The sequence below is a fragment of the Mycobacterium sp. genome (assembly GCF_965229105.1).
GTDB lineage: Bacteria > Actinomycetota > Actinomycetes > Mycobacteriales > Mycobacteriaceae > Mycobacterium.
The window spans coordinates 1,382,964-1,397,817 of sequence record NZ_OZ245858.1 but is presented as its reverse complement, the minus strand read 5'-3'; the positions used below and the strand labels follow the sequence as shown (position 1 = coordinate 1,397,817).

General features: G+C 63.9%; 16 protein-coding genes. 9 read left to right on the top strand and 7 right to left on the bottom strand.

The features are described 5' to 3' along the window. Positions 1-86: 86 nt before the first annotated feature. Genes purD through ADBZ9O_RS06750 form a run of 3 tightly spaced genes read right to left on the bottom strand, consistent with a single transcriptional unit; the run spans position 87 to position 3,066 of the window. The gene (purD, locus tag ADBZ9O_RS06760) at positions 87-1,355 is read right to left on the bottom strand and encodes a phosphoribosylamine--glycine ligase (protein ID WP_526529597.1); all 1,269 of its coding nucleotides are present in this window, start codon (positions 1,353-1,355) and stop codon (positions 87-89) included. A gap of 22 nt (positions 1,356-1,377) precedes the next feature. After that, positions 1,378-2,427: an NAD(P)H-dependent amine dehydrogenase family protein gene (locus tag ADBZ9O_RS06755; RefSeq protein ID WP_526529595.1), complete on the bottom strand. Its 1,050-nt coding sequence runs from the start codon at positions 2,425-2,427 to the stop codon at positions 1,378-1,380. Between the two features lie 27 nt (positions 2,428-2,454). Then, on the bottom strand, positions 2,455-3,066 hold the full coding sequence (locus tag ADBZ9O_RS06750) for a TetR/AcrR family transcriptional regulator (RefSeq protein WP_526529593.1): 612 nt from the start codon (positions 3,064-3,066) through the stop codon (positions 2,455-2,457). A 160-nt stretch (positions 3,067-3,226) separates the two neighbouring features. Here ADBZ9O_RS06750 and ADBZ9O_RS06745 point away from each other — a divergent pair, with 160 nt between their 5' ends. Both ADBZ9O_RS06745 and ADBZ9O_RS06740 read left to right on the top strand, forming a co-directional pair. Then, the gene (locus ADBZ9O_RS06745; RefSeq protein WP_526529591.1) at positions 3,227-4,462 is read left to right on the top strand and encodes a cytochrome P450; all 1,236 of its coding nucleotides are present in this window, start codon (positions 3,227-3,229) and stop codon (positions 4,460-4,462) included. Positions 4,463-4,487: 25 nt separating this feature from the next. Beyond that, a complete protein-coding gene (locus tag ADBZ9O_RS06740) occupies positions 4,488-5,111 on the top strand; it encodes a TetR/AcrR family transcriptional regulator (RefSeq protein ID WP_526529589.1) in 624 nt (207 codons plus the stop codon). 29 nt (positions 5,112-5,140) lie between these two features. On the opposite strand, the gene ADBZ9O_RS06735 is transcribed toward ADBZ9O_RS06740, so the two are convergent. From ADBZ9O_RS06735 to ADBZ9O_RS06720, 4 genes are read right to left on the bottom strand one after another with little or no spacing between them, the layout of a single operon-like run. After that, a complete protein-coding gene (locus ADBZ9O_RS06735; protein WP_526529586.1) occupies positions 5,141-5,578 on the bottom strand; it encodes a carboxymuconolactone decarboxylase family protein in 438 nt (145 codons plus the stop codon). Positions 5,579-5,580: 2 nt separating this feature from the next. After that, a complete protein-coding gene (locus ADBZ9O_RS06730; RefSeq protein ID WP_526529584.1) occupies positions 5,581-6,435 on the bottom strand; it encodes an NAD(P)-dependent oxidoreductase in 855 nt (284 codons plus the stop codon). Beyond that, on the bottom strand, positions 6,432-7,196 hold the full coding sequence (locus ADBZ9O_RS06725) for an SDR family oxidoreductase (protein ID WP_526529582.1): 765 nt from the start codon (positions 7,194-7,196) through the stop codon (positions 6,432-6,434). Before ADBZ9O_RS06725 ends, ADBZ9O_RS06730 begins: the two co-directional genes overlap by 4 nt. An 8-nt stretch (positions 7,197-7,204) precedes the next feature. Further along, positions 7,205-8,674, bottom strand: coding sequence for an aldehyde dehydrogenase (locus tag ADBZ9O_RS06720; protein WP_526529580.1), 1,470 nt, complete (start codon positions 8,672-8,674; stop codon positions 7,205-7,207). Between the two features lie 183 nt (positions 8,675-8,857). On the opposite strand from ADBZ9O_RS06720, the gene ADBZ9O_RS06715 reads away from it, so the two are divergent. From ADBZ9O_RS06715 to ADBZ9O_RS06685, 7 genes are all read left to right on the top strand, one after another. After that, positions 8,858-9,448 (top strand): TetR family transcriptional regulator, encoded by a 591-nt coding sequence (locus ADBZ9O_RS06715; protein WP_526529578.1) that lies wholly within the window; start codon positions 8,858-8,860, stop codon positions 9,446-9,448. Next, a complete protein-coding gene (locus ADBZ9O_RS06710; RefSeq protein WP_526529576.1) occupies positions 9,445-10,656 on the top strand; it encodes a cytochrome P450 in 1,212 nt (403 codons plus the stop codon). Before ADBZ9O_RS06715 ends, ADBZ9O_RS06710 begins: the two co-directional genes overlap by 4 nt. A 14-nt stretch (positions 10,657-10,670) precedes the next feature. Continuing rightward, entirely contained in the window at positions 10,671-11,495 is an 825-nt protein-coding gene (locus tag ADBZ9O_RS06705) for an SDR family oxidoreductase (RefSeq protein WP_526529574.1), read from the top strand. Beyond that, the gene (cyp51, locus tag ADBZ9O_RS06700) at positions 11,492-12,856 is read left to right on the top strand and encodes a lanosterol 14-alpha demethylase (RefSeq protein ID WP_526529572.1); all 1,365 of its coding nucleotides are present in this window, start codon (positions 11,492-11,494) and stop codon (positions 12,854-12,856) included. Before ADBZ9O_RS06705 ends, cyp51 begins: the two co-directional genes overlap by 4 nt. A 4-nt stretch (positions 12,857-12,860) precedes the next feature. Then, complete coding sequence (locus ADBZ9O_RS06695; RefSeq protein WP_526529570.1) at positions 12,861-13,067, top strand: ferredoxin; 207 nt, start codon at positions 12,861-12,863, stop codon at positions 13,065-13,067. Between the two features lie 2 nt (positions 13,068-13,069). Continuing rightward, a complete protein-coding gene (locus ADBZ9O_RS06690; RefSeq protein WP_526529568.1) occupies positions 13,070-13,609 on the top strand; it encodes a nuclear transport factor 2 family protein in 540 nt (179 codons plus the stop codon). A 94-nt stretch (positions 13,610-13,703) separates the two neighbouring features. After that, the gene (locus ADBZ9O_RS06685) at positions 13,704-14,831 is read left to right on the top strand and encodes an NDMA-dependent alcohol dehydrogenase (protein WP_526529566.1); all 1,128 of its coding nucleotides are present in this window, start codon (positions 13,704-13,706) and stop codon (positions 14,829-14,831) included. The last annotated feature ends 23 nt before the right edge of the window (positions 14,832-14,854 follow it).

Here is a 14,854-nt window from a genome sequence, read left to right as displayed (position 1 = left end):
CTGACAGTCAGACCCCGACGGACGGGTCAACTGTAAGCCATACGGCATGAGTTCCGGTCGGCTTTGCGCCAACGCGCAAACCGCACTCAGAGCTGGATGTGTCCTTGCGCGGCGGCCAGTCCGATATCGGTGCGGAAATGGCTGCCCGGCAGGCGAATCGACGCAACCGTGGCATAGGCGTCGGCCCGTGCCGCATCCAGGTCTGCACCGGTGCCGACCACTGCCAGCACTCGTCCACCTGCGGAGACGATCGCGCCGTCCGCACGGCGGCTGGTGCCCGCGTGCAGCACCCCATCGGCCTCGGACCCGGTGATCACATCACCGACCCTGGGGCGGCCGGGATAGTTTTCCGCGGCGATCACGATGGTGACAGCGGAGCCGTCTTTCCAGCGCAGGCCCTCGAACGTCGCGAGCTCGCCGGTGGCCGCGGCGTTGAGCAATTGACCCAACGGCGAGTCCAGCAGCGCCAGTACCGACTGCGTCTCGGGATCGCCGAAGCGGCAGTTGAATTCGACGACCGAGGGACCTTTGGACGTGATCGCCAGGCCGGCGTACAGCAGGCCGGAGAATGAGCTACCCCGGCGGACCAGCTCGGCGGCAACCGGTTCGACGATCTCGGTCACGATGGCTGCGGTGATCTCCTCCGACAGCCACGGCAGCGGCGCATACGCACCCATCCCGCCGGTATTGGGCCCGGCGTCACCGTCGCCGACCCGCTTGAAATCCTGCGCCGGCAGCAGGGGTACCACCGTCTCACCGTCCACCACGCAGAACAGCGAGACCTCAGGACCGTCCAGGAACGATTCGAGCAGGACAGGATGGCCGTCGTCGAGCAAGGAGGCGGCGTGCGCGCGAGCGGTATCGCGATCCGATGTCACCACGACGCCCTTGCCTGCTGCCAGTCCGTCGTCCTTGACCACCCAGGCCTGCTCCCCGGCGGCGGGCCCGAATCGGTCCAGTGCGGCATCCAGATGGGCGGGGTTGTCGACGATCTCACTGACAGCGGTGCGCACCCCGGCCGCCGTCATCACGTCCTTGGCGAAAGCCTTCGAACCTTCGATCCGGGCGGCGTCCTTCGACGGTCCGAAACAGGCGATACCGGCGGCGCGTACCGCATCGGCAACCCCGAGCACCAGCGGTACCTCGGGACCGATGATCACCAGGTCGGCGGACACTTTGCGGGCCAGCGCCACGACCGCGTCACCGGATGAGACGTCCACCTCGTACTGGTCGGCGATCGCCGCGGTGCCGGCATTACCCGGGGCTACCGCAAGCGCCTCGACGGCGGGATCGCGCCGCAATGCGAGCAGCAACGCATGTTCACGGGCACCGGATCCGATAACGAGGACGCGCACGAGTGTTCACTTTATCGGTCCGTCAGCCCAGCACGTGCCGCCCGATGATGGTCGGCAGGTCCAGGAACGTGCGAATGCCGGGGGTGGCCGCACAGACGGGCCCGATCGCGTGCACCGCGTGCATGGCAGTCCCCAGACAACCCTGGTCGGTCTCGTCCTCGCCGTGGGTCGCGATGCGTGATTCCAGGACCATCGACGGACTGCCCTCGACGGTGACCTTCCAGCCTCGGCCCGTGGGCCAGTGCGGCGCCTGGTCGTCGCCGAGCCGGGTGATGTGCTCGACGGTGAGCGCGCGGCGACCACCGATGACCGCACTGAAACCGAATCGCTGCGCAGCGACCGTGCCCGCTGCGACACGCCCCGCCTTGACCTCGATATCGCGATCAGTCACCGCGACCTCACGGTGGAATTCGAAGTCTTCGATCTCGGCACCGAGCCCATCAGCCAATAGCATCAGCGGCGCGCCGAACGTCGGCCGGAGTGCTGCGGGGTCACCCATCGGCACTGGCTCGTCGGGGCGTTTCCCGAAGCCCATGATGTCGAACAGCATCGGGGCGCTGCCGTAGCTGGAGTAGTCCAGCAATTCCTGCACCAGCAGTGCGTCGATGCGGCTGAAGAGACCCGACATCGTCAACGGCAATACTTCTGCGGCCCAGCCGGGTTCGATTCCGGTGCCGTGGAAAGACGTGCCACCCCTGGCGCAGGCGGCCTCCAGTCGTTCGACGACCTCTTCTCCTGCGCTGCGCGGATAGATGAAGGCGGTGACGGCGGTCGAGATGACGTTCTTACCAGATTCGAGCAGCTGGCAGATATCGTCGAGAGCGCCCGTCGGATTGCCTTCGCCCTGGGCCATGTAGAGCACGCAGTCGGCGTCAAGAGCGACGATCTCCTCGGGATCGGCGGTGGCAATCACCCCGATCGGGCCGATACCGCAGATGTCGCCGATATCGCGGCCGGCCTTGGTGGGGCTGTAGACGTAAGCGCCGACCAGCTCACAGTCGCGATGTCGGTGCACGGCGGTGGCCGCGTGCTTGCCGACGGTTCCGGTCGCCCACTGCACGACGCGAATCACGAATATGCCCCCTGTCTGTCGAGTGCTTCATCTATCCAATGCCGGGGATGACGATTCCGCCTTCATGAATGCTTCGACGGCCGCGACGGCGCAGTCCCTGGGCCGGTCGCCGCAGCCGACGATCACCGGTGCCACCAGAAGCGCGAAGGCCATCTTCCGGTCGACGTGACCAACCTCGCCCCAGGCCCTGGCGCTGTCAAAGACCTGGTCCAGCGGTGAGGTACACCAGTTCAGCAGGCGCTGACACAGGAGTCGGTGCTCCTCGCCGTCGGTGCCGTCCGGCACCACGGTGTCCTCCAGACGGCTGCCGCCACGCTCCACCGACAGCCAGCACATGGCTGTCACGATCAGGGGCGCCGCCTTGACCCCCGCCGCCAGGTTGAGCAGCACCGCAACCAGCCGCTCGTCTACTGAACCGACGTCCGGTGGCAGTGTGGGTGAGGGAATCACCTGCCCGAACGCGGCCGCCAATAGTTCGCTGCCACTGGGAAATTGGCGGTACAGCGTCGCCCGGGACACCTGCGCCGCTCGGGTGACGGCATCGACGGTGACGGCCGCCGGGCCACCCGCGCTGAGCAATTCGACGGCGGTGTCCACCAGCAGATCACGCGACCACGTGGGCCGAGCATCATCCGCCACGCCATCTCCTATTGCCGTCGAGCCCCTACCGTAACCTATACGGTACGTCCCTCAGTACCCGATCGGTCCCCCACTGCGTGATTCCAGCGGCCATACACACAATTCAAAGGTGTATGGTCTCGGTATACGTGTCTCACGTCACAAGAGGAGGCGATTCGTCGTGACCACCGTGGAAAGCGTCAGCCCGTTCGGCCAGGGATACGACTTCACCGACCCTGATGTCCTGTTGCGGGGCATTCCCGTCGACGAGTTCGCGCAGTTGCGCCGCACCGCGCCCGTCTGGTGGAACGAGCAGTCGGACTCGATCTTCGACGATGGCGGCTACTGGGTGATCAGCCGGCACGAGGACATCAAAGCGATCTCGCGCAACAGCGAGCTGTGGTCGACCAACCGCAAGGGCGCGGTGATGCGTCTTCCCGACGGCGTCACCAGCGAGCAGCTCGAGTTGACCAAGGCGCTGCTGATCAATCACGACGCACCCGAACACACCCGACTGCGCAAGATCGTGTCCCGGTTGTTCACCCCGCGGTCGGTGGCCGCGCTGGAGGAGAAGCTATCGACCGCCGCTCGCGAGATCGTCGCCGCTGCGGCCCAGAAGGCCGACGGCAACTTCGTCGACGATATCGCCACCAACCTGCCGTTGCTGGCCATCGCCGATCTGCTCGGCGTGCCCGAATCCGACCGCGCGAAGCTGTTCCACTGGACCAACTGCATCATGAACACCGACGATCCGGATTTCGACTCCGACCCGACGGTCGCCAATGCCGAGCTGATGGGCTACGCCTACACCATGGCCGAGGACCGGCGGCGAAATCCTGCCGACGATATCGTCACCCGACTCGTGCAGGCCGACGTCGATGGTGAGGCGATGGGCGATATCGAGTTCGCCTTCTTCGTCATCCTGCTGGCCGTCGCCGGTAACGAAACCACCCGCAATGCCATGACCCACGGGATGAACGCATTTCTCGAAAACCCTGAGCAGTGGGAACTTTTCAAGCGCGAGCGCCCCGTCACCACGGCCGACGAGATCGTTCGATGGGCCTCCCCGGTGCACTGCTTCCAACGCACTGCGCTGGCCGATACCGAACTCGGCGGCGTTGCCATCAGCGAGGGTCAGCGCGTCGGGCTGTTCTACAGTTCGGCCAACTACGACGAAAAAGTGTTCGACTCCCCCTTCCAATTCAACATCCAGCGGAATCCGAACCCGCACCTGGGCTTCGGCGGCAATGGCGCGCATTTCTGCATCGGCGCAAACTTGGCCCGCATGGAGATCAACCTGATCTTCAACGAGCTCGCCAACCAGGTGCCGGATATTTCGAAACTGGCCGAACCCCAACGGCTTCGATCGGGCTGGATCAACGGCGTCAAGGAGTTGCGGGTCAGCTACTCGGGTTGACCTACCGGCTGGCTATCATCTGTCCATGCGCACCCACGGCTGGTCAGGGTCTGCCCCTGCCACCGACGAAGAAGCCATCGCGCGCATCCTCGCCGCCGCGGGCAAGGCCATCGACGAGCGCGGCGCCGATATCAGCATCGCCGACGTGGCCCGCACCCTTGGCGTCACGCGGCAGACGGTCTACCGCTATTTCCCCAGTACCGATGCCCTGTTGGTGGCGGCGGCGGTGCACACGACGGGCGACTTTCTCGACCGGTTGTCCGCGCACCTGCAGGGCGTGACAGACCCGGTGGAGGCGGTCACCGAAGCGATCGCCACTGCACTGGAGTGGTTGCCCGCGGATAAGCACATCGGCCTGCTGATCGAGCCTGGGCGCGCCACCACCCACACCGAATCGGTGACCTCCGATATCGCGGTGCAATTCGCGAAGTCCATGCTGCACCGCTTTGACGTCGACTGGTCGCAGCTGGGCTATGACGAAGCCGATCTCGACGAACTGGCCGAGCACCTGCTGCGCATCATCCAGTCATTCGTCATCGACCCCGGCCGACCACCACGAACAGGTGAGCAACTACGGGCCTACCTGCGCCGCTGGGTCGGATCAGCGGTCACCACCCGAGCGATTCGGGCGCGCACAGCCGCGCTCTGAGCGGTTTCGCGCGCCCGAATCGCACAGCGTCAGTCCTCGCGGCCCTTGCCGGAGTGCATCCGCAGAGCGTCGTCGACGTTGGCCTTCTTGTCCTCGCCCTCGCCCTTTTCAGCCGCCTTCTTCCGTTTGGCGATGACCTTGGTTACGGCACCGTCGAGCTTCGAGCCCAGCGGGAAACCCAGGTAATGGGTGAGGAAGATCGCCATCTCCTTGAGCTCGTCGGCGCTGATCTCCTCGTTGTGCAACGCGGCATTCGCCTGGATCTCCGCCAAGTCCGAAATACCCAGCGCGGTAACCACGGTCAGCGTCATGATGCGTTTGTCCCGCATGGACAGACCGGGACGACTCCAGATCGTGCCGAAGAGATGGTCAGCGGTCAGCGCGAAGTAGTCACCAGGCGAGTCGGGCATCTCCCAGCCATAGACCTCGTTCATCTTCGCCAGGCCTTTTTGACGCAGTTCGTCCATGCCTAATCCTTCGTTGTATTCGGCACACCGAGTCCGGCGGCCAGGTCGCGCAACGCTATCTCCGCCAACGGCAGTTCCACACCGGTGGCCTCACCCAGCCCGAGGGCCAGTTTCAGATCCTTCTCGGCCAGTCCGCGGGTATGGATGAACATGTCGTAGACAAAGTGTTCCCGCTCAAGCGGTTTGGTGTCATCGCGAACCATGATGGCACCCGGGCCGCCGCTCTGAGCGTCGCTGTGGCGCACCACCCGGCCCAGCTTCTGCAGGTCGATCCCCGCCGCCTCGGCCAGCTTCGACGCCTCGCATGCGGCAGCAAAGCCGATGAACGTCAGCATGTTGCGAGCCAACTTCATCCGGGTACCCGCACCCGGCTCGCCGGCGCGGACCACCATCGAGGCCCACTGCTTGAACACAGGCTTGACCAGGTCGTAGGCCTCGTCGTCCGCACCGACCATGACGGCCAGCTCACCCTTGTCTGCGGCACCGGCGCCACCGCTGACCGGAGCATCGACAATGTGAATACCGCTGGGGCGCAACTGTTCAGCCAGCTCGCTGGCGGTGGTGGGCTCGATCGTGGAATGAATCGCGATGACCGTGCCCGGTTTGGCATGCGCGGCAAGCTGTCCCACCACGTCACGCACCTGCGCGTCGGTGAGCACGGTGACACTGATGACATCGGCTTGCGCGACGTCGGCCACGCTGTCGGCCAGCCCCGCACCCAACTCGGCCAGCGGTGTCATCGACTCCGTGCGCACATCGAAAACGATGAGACCGCCGGGCCAGTCGACGAGCCGCTTGGCCATCGGCGCGCCCTGATTTCCCAGGCCGATGTAACCGAGCTTGAGGCCAGTACTCATGACCGGAAGATCTGTCCGCCGTCGACGTTGAAGATCTGCCCGGTGATCCACTTGGCTTGGTCGGAAAGCAGGAACAGGCACATGCCAACCAGGTCCTCGGGTTCGCCCATGCGCGACAACGGAATTCCCTTGACGATATCGGCGACCATCTCTTGCGGCGTCGTGGTCCGGTTGGCCTCGGTATCGATGGGGCCCGGTGCGATCGCGTTGATCCGGATGTTCTGGCCGCCCAGCTCGGTGGCCAACTGTTGGGTCAAACCGTTGATCCCGACCTTGGCCAACCCGTAGAAGTTGGAGTACAGCCACGCGGCTGTGGACGACTGATTGACGATCGCGCCACCGCCACGCTTGGCCATCTTGCGGTACACGGCGCGGGTGCACAGCAGCGCACCGTCCATGTTCACGCTCATGAACTTCTTGTAGTAGTCCCAGTCGACGGAGACCAGGAAGTCCAACTTCATCCCGCCGAAGATCGCGGCATTGTTCACCAGATAGTCGATGCCGCCGAACTCGGAAAGTGTCTGCGCCGCCATCTCTTTGGCCGACTCAGGATCAGATACGTCGACCCGGACAGCGAGCGCGTTGCCGCCCTCACCCTTGATCCCGTCGGCAACCTTCTTGGCGCCCTCGATGTTGATGTCGGCGACGACGACGGCGGCCCCCTCCCGAGCCAGTGCCTCCGCATACACCTGGCCGATGCCACCACCAGAACCGGTGACGATCGCGACCTTCTCCTTGAACTGATCTCCGTAAAGTCCCACTGTGTCTCCTAATTCGATGCTGTGGCGATTGCCTTGAGCTCGAGATATTCCTCAAAGCCCGCGAGTCCCATTTCCCGGCCGATACCCGACTGCTTGTAACCACCGAACGGCACGTCCGCCGAGTACCAGACGCCGCCGTTGATGTTCACCGTCCCGACGCGCAGCCGCGCAGCCACACCGGCGGCGCGCTCCTCATCCGGGGAGAACACCGTGCCCGACAACCCATACGGGGAATCGTTGGCGATCCGCACAGCATCGTCGTCGCCATCGTGGGCAATGACCGTCAGCACCGGGCCGAAGATCTCCTCACGGGCGACCTTGGCATTGTTGTCCAGCCCGGCGATAACCGTCGGCTCGATGAAGAAGCCGGTATCGCGATCGGCGGGACGTCCACCGCCGCAGGCGAATCGGCCACCTTCGGTGGTCGCCGAGTCCAGATAGCCCTGGATGCGGTCGCGTTGGAGCGCAGAGATCACCGGACCACAGATGGTGCCCGCGTCCGTCGGGTCGCCCGGTTTGAGTCCCGCCATCGTAGCGGCCGCCGCCTCGACGGCTTCGTCGTAGCGAGCCCGCGGTACCACCAGGCGGGTGGTGATGGCGCAACCCTGGCCGGCATGCATCGACGCGGTGAAGGCCGACATCGAACACGCACCCGCGAGATCGGCGTCGTCGAGTACCAGGAAGGCCGACTTGCCCCCGAGCTCGAGGAATACCTTCTTCAGCGTGGCCGCGCCGTCGGCCATGACGGCGCGTCCGGTGTTGGTCGACCCCGTGAACGAGACCATGTCGACCCTCGGGTCCCGCGACAGCAATGCACCCACGCCGTGGTCACTGGATGTGACGATATTGACGACACCGGCCGGGATGTCGGTGTGCTCAAGAATCAGCTGACCGAGGACGGCCGCACTCCACGGGGTGTCGGGCGCCGGTTTGAGCACCACCGTATTTCCCGCCGCCAGCGCAGGGCCCAGCTTGGCGAGGTTGATCTGGTTGGGGAAATTCCATGGGGTGATCGCACCGACGACACCGATCGCTTCCCGCGCGATGGTCCGGCGGGTCTTGATGCCCATCGGCGCCGCGATGCCCAGGTCAGTGGTCCACTGGTAATTCTCGGCGGTGTCCGCGCAGAAGCTGAGATCCTCGATCGGACCGTCAAGCTGGGCCATCGACGTCAGCATGCGGGGCGCACCGACTTCGGCGATCGCCAATTCCCGTAGTTCTTCTGCGTGGTCACGCATCGCCTGCTGCAGTTGACGGATGCCCCGCACTCGCAGCTCGACGTTGGTGGACCAGTCCGTATCGTCGAACGCCCGCCGCGCTGCGCCGATCGCGTCGCCCATATCGCCGACCGTTGCGTCGGCGGCGACCCCCAGGACTTCCTCGGTGGCCGGGTTGACCGTGGGGAACGTGCCCCCGGCGCCGGCGACGAGCTTGCCATCGATGAACAGTCGACTTTCGCGATCACCCAGTAAGGCCATCGGATCACCCCTAAATTTCTGGACAAGTGTCCGGCTGTATGCCCGTGGCACCATATCCTTCGATGCGCGCCCGTCGCAAGGGTGTTCTCGATGAAGACGGGTATTATTTGCATCGATACATGTCATGGCCTTTTTGAGTTGCACCGCTTGCCTAGCGACACTGCCGTCAGATAAGTTGGACATGTGTCCAGTGACGCAGTGGTAGCCATCACAGCGGAGAGCCCTCGCAACCGCAGGCAGGAAGAGACCTTTCGCAAGGTCCTGACCGCCGGTATCGAGATGCTGCGCGAGTCCTCATACGGCGATCTGACTGTGCGTGCCGTCGCCGCGCGCGCCAAAGTCGCGCCCGCCACCGCGTACACCTACTTCTCCTCGAAGAACCATCTGATCGCCGAGGTTTACCTGGACCTCATCAAACGGGCCCCCTACTTCACCGACGTCAACGAGCCCATGCCGAGTCGGGTCGAGCGGACACTGCGCAGCATGGCCCTGGCCGTCGCCGACGAGCCAGAGGTCGCGGCCGCCTGCACCACAGCGCTGTTAGGTGGCGGCAATGACGACGCCGTTGGGCGCGTTCGGGAACGCATCGGCGCCGAGATTCATCGTCGCATCACCTCGGCGTACGGCCCCGACCCCGACCAGCGCCTGTTGTCGGCGTTGGAAATGACGTTCTTCGGTGCGCTGGTACAGGCGGGCAGCGGCTACTTCACCTACCACCAGATCGCCGATCGGTTGGCCTACGCGGTTGGCCTCATCTTGGGAGAAGCTCCATGACCGTCAGTGCATCAGAGATCCTGCTGGATCCGTATAACTACGACTTCCACGAAGATCCGTACCCCTATTACCAGCGGCTTCGTGACGAGGCACCGCTGTACCGCAACGACGAGCTCGGCTTCTGGGCTCTGTCGCGGCACCAAGATGTGCTGCAGGGGTTCCGTAACAGCACCACCCTGTCCAACAAATTCGGCGTCTCGCTGGATCCGGCATCCCGCGGACCGCACGCGGCCAAGACGATGTCGTTCCTGGCGATGGACGATCCATCGCACCTACGGCTGCGCACGTTGGTGTCAAAGGGGTTCACGCCGCGGCGAATTCGCGAACTGGAGCCGCGCGTCACCGAGATCGCGAATCAGCATCTCGACGTAATGATGGAGAAAAGCGCCGGCGGAACTGTTGATTACGTCAATGAGTTCGCAGGCAAACTGCCGATGGACGTCATCTCCGAATTGATGGGTGTGCCCCAACCGGACCGCGACCAGGTTCGCGCCTGGGCCGACGGTGTGATGCACCGCGACGAAGGCGTCACCGATGTCCCTGCGGCCGCAGTCGAAGCGTCGCTGAATTTGATTGTCTACTACCAGGAGATGGTGCGCGAACGCCGCGAAAAGCTCACCGACGATCTGACGTCGGCGCTGCTGGAGGCTGAGATCGACGGCGACCGCCTCACCGAGGACGAGATCATCGGATTCATGTTCCTGATGGTCATCGCGGGTAACGAGACAACCACCAAACTCCTTGCCAATGCTGCCTTCTGGGGGCATCGCAACCCCGACCAGATCGCGCCGATCTACGACGATTTCTCCAGAGTTCCGCTGTGGGTGGAGGAGACACTGCGCTACGACACGTCCAGCCAGATTCTGGCCCGGACCGTGGCCGGCGAACTGACGCTGTATGACACCACCATCCCCGACGGGGACGTACTGTTGCTGCTGCCAGGCTCGGCGCACCGCGACGAGCGCGCTTTCGAAAATCCCGATGACTACCTGATCGGCCGCGACATCGGCGCCAAGCTCCAAAGCTTCGGCAGCGGTGCGCACTTCTGCCTTGGTGCGCACCTGGCCCGGATGGAAGCCCGTGTCGCACTTGAAGAGATGTTCAAACGCATCCGCGGATACGAAGTGGACGAGGCCAATTCGGTACGCGTGCACTCCAGCAATGTCCGCGGCTTCGCCCACCTGCCCATGACTCTCACGACCCGGTAAAAGGCCCAGATACTATGCCCCGTTTCGCACCACTACCCGAACGCCGACCTGCCATCGTGGCCGGCGCGTCAGCCGGCATCGGAGAAGCCACCGCCATCGAACTCGCGGCGCGTGGCTTTCCGGTCGCGCTCGGCGCCCGCCGGGTGGAGAAGCTCGATGACCTCGTCGGCAAGATCCGCGCCGACGGCGGCGAAGCGGTCGGATTCCACCTCGATGTAACCGACCCGAATTCGGTGAAATCGTTTGTCTCCCAGTCTGTCGAAGCCCTCGGCGAGATCGAGGTGCTGGTCGCCGGCGCCGGTGACACGTACTTCGGCAAGCTCGCCGATATCAGCAGCGACGACTTCAACTCACAGCTGCAGATCCATCTGGTCGGCGCCAATCGCCTTGCCGGCGCGGTGTTACCGGGCATGATCGAGCGCCAACGCGGTGATCTGATCTTCGTCGGATCCGATGTCGCACTGCGGCAGCGTCCGCACATGGGGGCCTACGGAGCGGCCAAGGCTGCGTTGGTCGCGATGGTGACCAACTACCAGATGGAACTCGAAGGCACCGGCGTCCGGGCATCGATCGTGCACCCGGGCCCGACGAAAACCTCGATGGGTTGGAGTCTGCCCGCCGAGTCCATCGGCCCTGCACTGGAAGACTGGGCCAAGTGGGGTCAGGCCCGCCACGATTATTTCCTGCGCGCCTCGGATCTGGCCCGCGCCATCAGCTTTGTCGCGGAGACACCACGCGGCGGATTCATCGCCAACATGGAATTGCAGCCAGAGGCCCCCTTGGCCACCACGAAAGATCGCCAGAAGCTCGCCCTTGGCGAGGAGGGAATGCCGTCATGACCATCACTAAAGAAGTACAACGCGTTTCCGGTGGAGAGGGCGAGGAACACGGCCACCTCGAAGAGTTCCGGACCGACCCGATCGGCCTGATGCAGCGCATCCGCGACGAGTGCGGCGACGCCGGATGGTTCCAGCTCGCCGATAAGCAGGTGGTGATGCTGTCCGGTGCCGAGGCCAACGAATTCTTCTTCCGCTCCAGCGACAGCGATCTCAACCAGGCAGAGGCCTACCCGTTCATGACGCCGATCTTCGGTGAGGGTGTGGTGTTCGACGCCGACCCCGAGCGGCGGGCCGAGATGCTGCACAACACCGCATTACGCGGCGAGCAGATGAAAGGCCACGCGGCCACCATCGAGAACGAAGTCAACAAGATCATCGCCGACTGGGGCGATGAAGGCGAGATCGAGCTGCTGGACTTCTTCTCCGAGCTGACCATCTACACCTCGACGGCGTGTCTGATCGGGCTGAAGTTCCGCCAGCAGCTCGACAGTCGGTTCGCGCACTACTACCACCAACTCGAACGCGGCACTGACCCCCTGTGCTACGTCGACCCCTACCTGCCCATCGAGAGTTTCCGGATTCGTGACGAGTCACGCGTCAACCTCGTTGCGCTGGTGCAGGAGATCATGGACGGGCGCATCGCCAACCCACCTCAGGGCAAGGAAGACCGCGACCTGCTCGACGTCCTGGTCTCGATCAAGGACGACGAGGGCAATCCCCGCTTCTCCGCCAACGAGGTGACCGGCATGTTCATCTCACTGATGTTCGCGGGTCACCACACCAGCTCGGGCACCTCGTCGTGGACGCTGATCGAGTTGCTGCGCCACCCCGAGATCTATGCCCAGGTTCAGCAGGAACTGGACGACCTCTACGCCGACGGCCAAGAGGTGAGTTTCCATGCGCTGCGCCAGATCCCGAAGCTCGACAACTCGCTGAAGGAAACGCTGCGTCTGCATCCGCCGCTCATCATCCTGATGCGCGTCGCCCAGGACGAGTTCGAAGTGGCGGGCTTCCCGATCCACAAAGGTCAGATGGTGGCCGCATCGCCGGCGATCTCGAACCGGATTCCCGAGGACTTCCCCAACCCGGACGACTTCGAGCCCGACCGTTACGAGAAGCCACGGCAGGAAGATCTGATCAACCGCTGGACGTGGATCCCGTTCGGCGCGGGTAAACACCGCTGCGTCGGCGCGGCATTCGCGCAGATGCAGATCAAAGCGATCTTCTCGGTGCTGCTGCGCGAGTACGAGTTCGAGATGTCCCAACCGTCGGAGAGCTACCAGAACGACCACTCCAAAATGGTCGTGCAGTTGGCCCAGCCGGCCAAGGTGCGCTACTCCCGCAGGCGAGTCAAGGCCTGAACTGATGGGCTGTTATCGGGTGGAACTCGACGAGGACCTGTGCCAGGGCCACGCCATGTGTGAGCTCGAGGCGCCGGACGTGTTCTCGGTGCCCAAACGCGGCGTCGTCGAGATTCTCGATTCAGAACCACCCGACGACATCCGCCAGGACGTCGAGCGGGCGATCGAAATGTGTCCCACACAAGCAATATCCATTCGAGAGAAGGACTGACAATGGCGTCACGGCAAGAGTTAGAGGACTGGGTCGAACGCTGGCTGCAGGCCAACAAAGATGGCGAGGCAGCGGGCGACTGGAAACTGCTTGCGGAGTTCTACACCGACGACGCCACCTACGGCTGGAACATCGGTCCCAAGGAGGACGTGATGTGTGTCGGGAAAGACGAAATCCGCGACGTCGCCCTGGGCCTGGAGATGGAAGGCCTGGAGAACTGGGTCTATGAGTACCAGAAGGTGCTGATCGACGAGAAGCTCGGCGAGATCGTGGGGTTCTGGAAGCAGGTCGCCAACAAGGGCGACGGAACCCGCGACGAGATCTACGGCATCGGCGGCAGCTGGTTCCGGCTGAACGACGATCTGAAGATCGAATGGCAGCGCGACTTCTTCGACTTCGGTCATGTGCAGAAGGCCTTCATCAAGCTGATCGAGAGCGGCGACCTGACCCCGACCATGCAGAAGCGCATCGAGCGCAGCATCGCCGGCGAGAAATTGCCGGGTTACTACCCCCTCGGCCAGAGCCCCGTTCCCATCTGGTGAGCTCCCGACCGAGCAGTTGCTTGGGGGTGCTTGTGACGGAACTAACTAATGGCTCTAGTCTGGCTTCACTGGCTCTAGCGGAAGGCACGTACTGATGAAGACAAAAGGTGCTCTCATCTGGGAGTTCAACCAGCCGTGGTCGATCGAGGAGATCGAGATCGGTGACCCCGTCAAGGACGAGGTCAAGATCCAGATGGAAGCGTCGGGCATGTGCCATTCCGATCACCACCTGGTGACTGGCGACATCCCGATGATGGGTTTCCCGGTGCTCGGCGGCCATGAGGGCGCGGGCATCGTCACCGAGGTCGGCCCCGGTGTCGAGGATATCGAGGTGGGCGACCACGTCGTACTATCGTTCATCCCGTCGTGCGGGCGGTGTCCGTCCTGTCAGGCCGGTATGCGCAACCTGTGCGATCTGGGCGCGGGCCTGCTCGGCGGCATGGCAGTCTCCGACAACACCCACCGCATCACGGCCAAGGGCCAGCCCGTCTTCCCGATGACGCTGCTGGGCACCTTCAGCCCGTACATGGTGGTGCACAAGAGCTCCGTGGTGAAGATCGACAAGTCGATCCCGTTCGAGGTCGCCTGCCTGGTGGGCTGCGGTGTCACGACGGGTTACGGCTCTGCGGTCAAGGCCGGCGATATCCGGCCTGGCGATGACGTCACGGTCATCGGCGTCGGCGGTGTCGGCATGTCGGCAGTGCAGGGCGCGGCGAACGCGGGTGCTCGCAACATCTTCGTCATCGAGCCGGTGGAGTGGAAGCGTGACGCAGCACTGAAGTTCGGTGCCACGCACGCCTACCCCGACACCGACTCAGCATTCGCCGGTATCGCCGAAGTCACCTGGGGACTGATGTCCAAGCAGGTCATCGTCACCGTAGGCGAGCTCAAGGGCGCAGACGTCGACACCTACGTCAACCTGACCTCCAAGGGCGGCACGTGTGTGCTGACCGCCATCGGCAGCCTGATGGACAACAACGTCTCGCTCAACCTGGCGATGCTGACCCTGATGCAGAAGCGGTTGCAGGGCACCATCTTCGGTGGCGGCAACCCACACTTCGACATCCCGCAGCTATTGTCGATGTACAAGGCGGGCAGGCTCAACCTCGATGACATGATCACCACCCAGTACAAGCTGGAGCAGATCAACGACGGTTACAAGGACATGCTGGAGGGCCGCAACATCCGCGGTGTCATCCGGTACACCGACGCCGACCGGTAACACTTCTTCACCAGTAACCCCGT

Bases quoted from the DNA above. Each gene is read 5' to 3' on its own strand.
- ADBZ9O_RS06740 (WP_526529589.1), top strand. From the start codon at position 4,488: ATGCGCACCCACGGCTGGTCAGGGTCTGCCCCTGCCACCGACGAAGAA.
- ADBZ9O_RS06735 (WP_526529586.1), bottom strand. From the start codon at position 5,578: ATGGACGAACTGCGTCAAAAAGGCCTGGCGAAGATGAACGAGGTCTAT.
- ADBZ9O_RS06730 (WP_526529584.1), bottom strand. From the start codon at position 6,435: ATGAGTACTGGCCTCAAGCTCGGTTACATCGGCCTGGGAAATCAGGGC.
- ADBZ9O_RS06720 (WP_526529580.1), bottom strand. From the start codon at position 8,674: ATGGCCTTACTGGGTGATCGCGAAAGTCGACTGTTCATCGATGGCAAG.
- ADBZ9O_RS06710 (WP_526529576.1), top strand. From the start codon at position 9,445: ATGACCGTCAGTGCATCAGAGATCCTGCTGGATCCGTATAACTACGAC.
- ADBZ9O_RS06705 (WP_526529574.1), top strand. From the start codon at position 10,671: ATGCCCCGTTTCGCACCACTACCCGAACGCCGACCTGCCATCGTGGCC.
- cyp51 (WP_526529572.1), top strand. From the start codon at position 11,492: ATGACCATCACTAAAGAAGTACAACGCGTTTCCGGTGGAGAGGGCGAG.
- ADBZ9O_RS06695 (WP_526529570.1), top strand. From the start codon at position 12,861: ATGGGCTGTTATCGGGTGGAACTCGACGAGGACCTGTGCCAGGGCCAC.
- ADBZ9O_RS06690 (WP_526529568.1), top strand. From the start codon at position 13,070: ATGGCGTCACGGCAAGAGTTAGAGGACTGGGTCGAACGCTGGCTGCAG.
- ADBZ9O_RS06685 (WP_526529566.1), top strand. From the start codon at position 13,704: ATGAAGACAAAAGGTGCTCTCATCTGGGAGTTCAACCAGCCGTGGTCG.